At 53.4% G+C, this 6208-nt stretch carries 5 protein-coding genes; 4 read left to right on the plus strand and 1 reads right to left on the minus strand.

Translation table 11 applies throughout. The annotated features are described in order from the left end of the window. Positions 1 to 327: 327 nt before the first annotated feature. Positions 328 to 2019, minus strand: a complete 1692-nt coding sequence (gene groL / locus H6F43_RS17705) for a chaperonin GroEL (protein WP_190344034.1) — start codon at positions 2017 to 2019, stop codon at positions 328 to 330. Between the two features lie 298 nt (positions 2020 to 2317). Between groL and ffh the strand changes: the two genes are divergently transcribed. From ffh to H6F43_RS17725, 4 genes are all read left to right on the plus strand, one after another. After that, positions 2318 to 3793 carry a signal recognition particle protein gene (gene ffh / locus H6F43_RS17710; RefSeq protein WP_190344035.1) on the plus strand — a complete coding sequence of 492 codons (1476 nt, stop codon included), beginning with the start codon at positions 2318 to 2320 and terminating at the stop codon, positions 3791 to 3793. 145 nt (positions 3794 to 3938) lie between these two features. Continuing rightward, positions 3939 to 4187: a 30S ribosomal protein S16 gene (gene rpsP / locus H6F43_RS17715; protein WP_190344036.1), complete on the plus strand. Its 249-nt coding sequence runs from the start codon at positions 3939 to 3941 to the stop codon at positions 4185 to 4187. Then, positions 4180 to 4569 (plus strand): KH domain-containing protein, encoded by a 390-nt coding sequence (locus H6F43_RS17720; protein ID WP_190344037.1) that lies wholly within the window; start codon positions 4180 to 4182, stop codon positions 4567 to 4569. Before rpsP ends, H6F43_RS17720 begins: the two co-directional genes overlap by 8 nt. A gap of 130 nt (positions 4570 to 4699) precedes the next feature. Then, positions 4700 to 5653 (plus strand): PhoH family protein, encoded by a 954-nt coding sequence (locus H6F43_RS17725; RefSeq protein ID WP_190344038.1) that lies wholly within the window; start codon positions 4700 to 4702, stop codon positions 5651 to 5653. The last annotated feature ends 555 nt before the right edge of the window (positions 5654 to 6208 follow it).

A 6208-nucleotide genomic window follows, 5' to 3' on the forward strand; every position in this document is an offset into this window, starting at 1 on the left:
TCCCAACTCCAGTTTGTGCCTGACTATACCATTCTCACACACTTCCCAGGAGAGCCTCCACATCTTTTCCACGTCATTTAAAGCATGTCCCCGGAATCCTGAGTAAAAGTAAGGCAAGGGTTCATTTCGCTGAGAAAATTCTTGTCTAATTAGTTCCTTTAGCCGATCTGCATACTTTGCATTTCGCGTGGTAACCCCATGAATAAAAAATACAAGCATTGTTGTTCCTGAAAGTAAAGCGACTGAGATCAGGGATCTCACCTGGATCGACTAAAAAAGCAGCCTACCTGAAGGTAGACTGCTTCCAGAATTCCCAAGCTAGGCAGATTACATCATGCCCATACCGCCCATACCGCCCATACCGCCCATACCGCCCATACCGCCCATACCACCCATGCCGCCCATGCCGCCCATGTCGGGAGCGCCACCGCCAGCGGGTTTCTTCTCAGGCTTCTCGACAACAAGGGCTTCGGTAGTCAGGACCATTCCAGCCACTGAAGCAGCATCCTGAAGCGCCGATCGAACTACCTTCGCCGGATCGACCACGCCTGCCGCAATCATGTCCTCGAAGGTATTCGTGAGCGCGTTGTAGCCCACATTGAAGTCCAGGTTGCGCACCTTTTCTACCACTACAGAGCCTTCTACGCCGGAGTTGTCCGCGATCTGGCGCAGTGGTGCTTCTAGCGCCTTAACCACGATGTCTGCCCCAATTTGCTCTTCGGCATTCAGGCTAGATTTTAGGTCATTCACCTTAGACGCTAAATGCAGCAGCGTTGTACCGCCACCAGGAACAATGCCTTCTTCTACAGCGGCTTTCGTTGCGTTGAGGGCATCTTCAATGCGGAGTTTGCGGTCTTTCAATTCCGTCTCGGTTGCTGCGCCAACCTTGATAACTGCGACGCCACCTGCCAGCTTTGCAATCCGCTCCTGCAGCTTTTCCTTGTCGTAATCTGAATCACTGCGCTCTAGTTCGCGGCGCAATTGACCAACCCGCTTGTCGATGTCAGATTTATTCTCGGCACCTGAGACGATCGTCGTGTTGTCCTTGGTAATCGTCACTTTGCGGGCGTTCCCCAGCATGTCGAGGGAAACCGCATCCAGACTCAGACCAATGTCCTCAGAAATCACTTGACCGCCCGTGAGCACGGCGATGTCTTGCAGCATTGCCTTCCGTCGCTCACCAAATCCCGGAGCCTTGATTGCGGTAACGTTCAGAACGCCACGCAGGCGGTTCACCACTAGCGTTGCCAGCGCTTCGCCTTCAATGTCTTCAGCAATAACCAGCAGTGGTTGACCCGAGCGGGCAATCTTCTCCAGCACCGGAATCAGGTCTTGAATCGAGCTAATTTTTTTATCGGTGAGCAGGATCGCCGCGCTCTCAAATTCCGCGATCATCCGCTCAGTGTCCGTGACGAAGTAGGGCGAGATGTAGCCCCGATCGATCTGCATCCCCTCGACCACATCCAGTTCGGTGTTGAGGGACTTCGATTCTTCAACGGTAATCACGCCGTCTTTGCCGACTTTGTCCATCGCTTCGGCGATCATTGCCCCAATTTCCTCATCACTGCCCGAGGAAACGGTGGCGACCTGCGCGATCGCATTGCCCTCGACGGGCTTTGCTACTGCCTGAATCTCCTCGACTAGCTTGGCAACTGCTTTCTCAATGCCGCGTCGCAATGCCACCGGATTGCTGCCCGCCGCCACGTTTTTCATGCCTTCACGGATCATCGCCTGTGCCAGAACAGTGGCGGTGGTCGTACCGTCGCCTGCTAGGTCTTTTGTCTTGGAGGCAACTTCCCGAATCAGCGATGCGCCCGTGTTCTCTAGCGGGTCTTCCAGTTCAATCTCTTTGGCGATCGTGATGCCATCGTTGACGATTTGGGGTGTACCGAATTTCTTCTCCAGCAGAACGTTGCGCCCTTTGGGACCCAGCGTAACGCGAACAGCGTCTGCCAGTGCATTGACGCCGCGCTCTAATGCCTGACGCGATTCATCATTAAATACAATTATCTTTGCCATAGCTGCCTACGCAATTCGCCACTCCAAATTTAGCACTCAACTTGCCTGAGTGCTAAAGAGACGAGCAGTTTTGGGCTAAGAGAGGACATTCAGTGATAGCCGCATAGCTAAGTAGCTGTTCTGACGCCACATTTTTCGTTATTGCACCTGCCGCAAACCGTGGGCAACGTGAAACTAAATCTCTCGGTTGACAGCTTCCCATATTCCAAACGGCTTGTTTGGGTTGGGAAGCGCTAATCTGGATAGAGAGCAACTGTGCTCTAGTCAATGTAAGGGTAGTTGATTAAAGACACTCACTATGTTTGAAGCGCTCTCCGATCGCTTGGAGTCTGCCTGGAAGACGCTGCGAGGTCAGGACAAGATCTCCGAGTCCAATATCAAAGATGCCGTGCGGGAAGTGCGGCGGGCACTGCTGGAGGCAGACGTTAACCTCCAGGTAGTGAAGAACTTTGTGGCGGAGGTGGAAGCCAAGGCGCAGGGAGCTGCCGTCATCGCTGGAGTCCGCCCAGACCAGCAGTTCATTGAAATTGTCTACAACGAACTCTTGCAGGTGATGGGGGAAACGAACATTCCCCTGGCTGAGGTAGAGCCTGCGCCAACGATCGTGCTGATGGCGGGCTTGCAGGGTACTGGTAAGACGACCGCGACGGCAAAACTGGCACTGCACCTGCGCAAAGAAAATCGCAGCGTGCTGCTGGTCGCAACGGATGTCTACCGACCAGCGGCGATCGACCAGTTAGTCACTCTGGGTAAGCAAATCAACGTGCCCGTGTTTGAACTGGGCAATGACGCTAATCCAGTCGAAATTGCCCGTCAGGGCGTCGAGAAAGCCAAAGCCGATGGCATCAACACCGTCATCATCGACACAGCGGGACGGTTGCAGATCGACCAGGACATGATGGGCGAACTGGCCCGCATCAAAGACACAGTGCAGCCTCACGAAGTGCTGCTGGTCGTGGATGCAATGACGGGTCAAGAAGCCGCGAACCTTACCCACACCTTCCATGAGCAGATCGGAATCACTGGCGCAATCCTGACCAAAATGGACGGCGACACGCGGGGTGGAGCAGCACTATCAGTGCGGCAAATCTCTGGGCAGCCGATTAAATTTATTGGTACAGGCGAAAAAGTCGAGGCGTTACAGCCGTTCTATCCCGATCGAATGGCATCGCGCATTCTGGGTATGGGCGACGTACTGACGCTGGTGGAAAAAGCGCGGGAGGAAGTAGACATCGCCGAAGCCGAAAAAATGCAGGAGAAAATTCTCTCTGCTAAGTTCGACTTCACTGACTTCCTGAAGCAAACTCGGTTACTCAAAAATATGGGTTCTCTTGGCGGCATCATGAAGATGCTGCCCGGAATGCCGAAACTGAGCGACGATGATTTGCAAAAGGGCGAAACGCAGCTAAAACGCGCTGAGTCGATGATCGGCTCAATGACGATCGAGGAACGCAAGGACCCCGATTTGCTGGCAAGCTCACCGAGCCGTCGCCGACGGGTTGCTAAGGGTTCTGGCTATCCTGAAAGCGATGTTAGCAAGCTGGTGAGTGACTTCCAGAAGATGCGAAGCCTGATGCAGCAGATGGGGCAGGGACAGTTTCCCGGCATGGGAATGCCCGGAATGGCAAGTCCCTTCGGCAACCCGTTTGGCGGCAATCCCTTTGGAGGGGGTGGCAACCCAGCGTCACAACCGGGATGGCGCGGCTATCCGGGCGGTGCGGCTGGTAAGAAGAAGAAAAAGGACAAGAAAAAGAAAGGCTTTGGAACGCTGTAGCGATAGTTTATCGTGCAGGCTTGAAAAAGCGTAACCTGGGTCGCTGCCCCGTGGTATGATAGAGAATCCATGCCCTTTGCTAAAGGGTCAGCGCTTACTATGAGATGGCACCCTATTTGTCGATTGGAGACAACCCCGCACCACTATGATTAAACTGCGATTGAAGCGTTACGGTAAGAAGCGTGAAGTTAGCTACCGCCTTGTAGCGATGAACAGTCGCGATCGTCGCGACGGTCGCCCCCTGGAAGAACTGGGCTTCTTTAACCCGCGCACCGATGAGACGCACCTGAATGTTCCGGCGATCGTGAAGCGCTTGAAAGAGGGCGCACAGCCCACAGAAACCGTGCGTACCATTTTGCGAAAAGCGAACGTTTTTGAAGAACTCAATGCTTGAACCTGCTCCGCACCCGTCTTCTCAAGCAGCAACGCCTGACTATGGCGGATTAGTTCAGTTTTTGGTGAAGCCGTTTCTCGAGCAACCAGACTCGCTACGTGTTGACTGCGAAGTTTCACATGGTAAAGCGAAGGTTTGGGTGCGTGTGGCATTTGAAGGCGCAGACAAGGGGCGAGTGTTTGGGCGAGGCGGGCGCAACATTCAGGCAATCCGAACGGTGCTAGAAGCTGCCGCCCACGCCGCAGGCTATTCTGCCCACCTTGATGTTTACGGCAGTCAGCCCCACGGACGCCAAGAGGACACCGAGCACGAACCCCCTCGAGAAAAGTCTTCCCCGCGTCGATCGCCTGGTCCTCCATCACCGAGGCCGCGACCCCAATAGGTGTGCTGTACGCCAAACTCTTATGAGCAGAGCAACGCTTGAGCTATCCGAGAATTGGAAACTCAAGCGTTTTTGCGTTTTTTAGCCCCATCGAGACTATCGACCACTTTAGGAGGCATTAATTGACTGCATGACTGAGGCATTAACGATTCAATTGCCCAGCGTTGAAAGCGCGATCGCCCTAGCAGGTGAGCGAGAAGAGAACCTGAAAACTCTGGCGCGCCAAACCGGAGCCACCCTGGTCCTAAGAGGGCAGGAACTGCTAATTTCTGGCACCAATAGTCAGGTCAAGCTTGCAGATCGATTGGTGCGATCGTTGAAGGACTTTTGGAGCCAGGGCAAAACGATTTCCGGCGTCGATATTTTGACTGTCCAACAGGCGCTAGACACTGAACAGCAAGAGGAATTGCAGGACCTCCAGCGCGACGTGTTAGCCCGCACTCGTCGCGGTGAAGAGATTCGCGCCAAAACGTTTCGACAGCGGCAGTACATTCAAGCGGTGCGGACACACGACCTCACCTTCTGCATCGGTCCGGCGGGAACCGGAAAAACTTTTCTGGCAGCGGTTCTAGCTGTACAGGCGCTGCTAGCAAATCAGTTTGAGCGGATAATTTTGACTCGCCCTGCTGTGGAAGCCGGAGAGCGGTTGGGATTTTTACCTGGAGACTTGCAGCAGAAAATAGACCCCTATTTGCGCCCGCTGTACGACGCGCTGTTTGAGTTCATTGATCCAGAGAAAATTCCCAGTCTGATGGAGCGCGGCGTGATTGAGGTGGCTCCGATCGCCTACATGCGCGGACGCACACTCAACAACGCCTTTGTCATTCTGGACGAAGCCCAAAACACAACGCCTGCGCAAATGAAGATGATTCTGACGCGCTTGGGGTCGCGATCGCGCATGGTGGTAACGGGCGACATGACGCAAACCGACTTGCCGACTAGTCAAGCCTCTGGTTTAGCGGTAGCAGAGAAAATTCTGCAATCTGTTGAGGGAATCGCATTCTGTCGCTTGTCTAAAGGGGACGTGGTGCGCCACCCGCTCGTACAGAGAATCGTAGCGGCGTACGAGCAGTATGAAAAGTAGAGATAAAGACAGCTAGATCAGTGTAAATCCTTAACGATCGCGTCCGGAGTTCTAAGATCCGGTGAAGTAGAATGCTGGGAACTGGTGACGTTCTTTACTGTTCTTTACTATAGAAGAACCTCTGTCCTCAGCTATTTCTGGTAACATCGGCGATCAATTACATGAAGCGCTTTAAGCCTGTTCTCACTCTTATTCTGTGTTTGTGCCTGTTTTATCTAGTGAAGTCAGCACTTGGGATTAATATTTCCCAGCGGTATCACGTGATCGACCTGGTGAAAATTCCGGTCAAGTTTGTGCACAGACTGAGTAGCTAGGTAGCCGTCATGAACTGCAGGTAGCAGCGCAAACGAAATAGACGGTTGAGAGCCGTCAGCTATCGGCGATTCTATAGCCAGCGTTCCGCCAGGAAGATTTTTGACGGGTCAAAGACCCTCACAATTTGACCCTGATCCAGCTTTATAGCTTTCAGCTACTCGTCAAATCTAGTTTGGCAGACCACAAGGGTGGCAATGACTTGAAGATCGCGATCGGCTAGGAGCGACATAGCGCAAGCTG

The sequence above is a fragment of the Leptolyngbya sp. FACHB-36 genome (genome assembly GCF_014695955.1).
Taxonomy (GTDB): Bacteria; Cyanobacteriota; Cyanobacteriia; order Leptolyngbyales; family Leptolyngbyaceae; genus FACHB-36.